The 415-nt window shown below is 45.3% G+C and carries 2 pseudogenes; both read right to left on the bottom strand.

Features of this window, described 5'->3' with window-relative positions:
• Window positions 1-152, bottom strand: a pseudogene (locus KNP96_RS17025) (IS5/IS1182 family transposase); the annotation flags it as partial.
• A 52-nt stretch (window positions 153-204) separates the two neighbouring features.
• Window positions 205-415: pseudogene (locus KNP96_RS17020) on the bottom strand (transposase); the annotation flags it as partial.

Below are 415 nucleotides of genomic sequence, written 5' to 3'. Positions count from 1 at the left end.
ATTGCATCTTGCCAGACATGCCGATGAATCACTTTCTGCATCGTCTGACTTTTCGTACACCGTTCTAGAAATGGACAAGTTTCACAGATCTTTGGATCTGATACGTACTCCCGTCTTCCTTCCCGTGTAGTTGTTCGATAGACAAGCTGCTGATCATTTTCACAGAGATAGCAGTCGTAATACGCTGTCTGAGAAGTAAATGTACGATGGGGGCGGTTTTATAGGCGGAGTCTGCGACGACTGCAAACGGAACGGTAAAACGGTGGATGATGAGTTCGAGCAAGGGCTTTAAAATGATACTATCGTGAATATTACCTGGTGTGACAGACAATTGTCCCGAGGACAAAACCATTCCGATCACATGCTGTATGAAAGGAATAGGCGAATTGCTTTTCACGCTCCCCCTTCACGTAAT

Source organism: Exiguobacterium sp. s133, assembly GCF_018618595.1.
GTDB classification, from domain to species: Bacteria; Bacillota; Bacilli; order Exiguobacteriales; family Exiguobacteriaceae; genus Exiguobacterium_A; species Exiguobacterium_A oxidotolerans.
The sequence above is the reverse complement of the archived record's forward strand: the minus strand, read 5'-3'. Positions and strand labels throughout refer to the sequence as shown.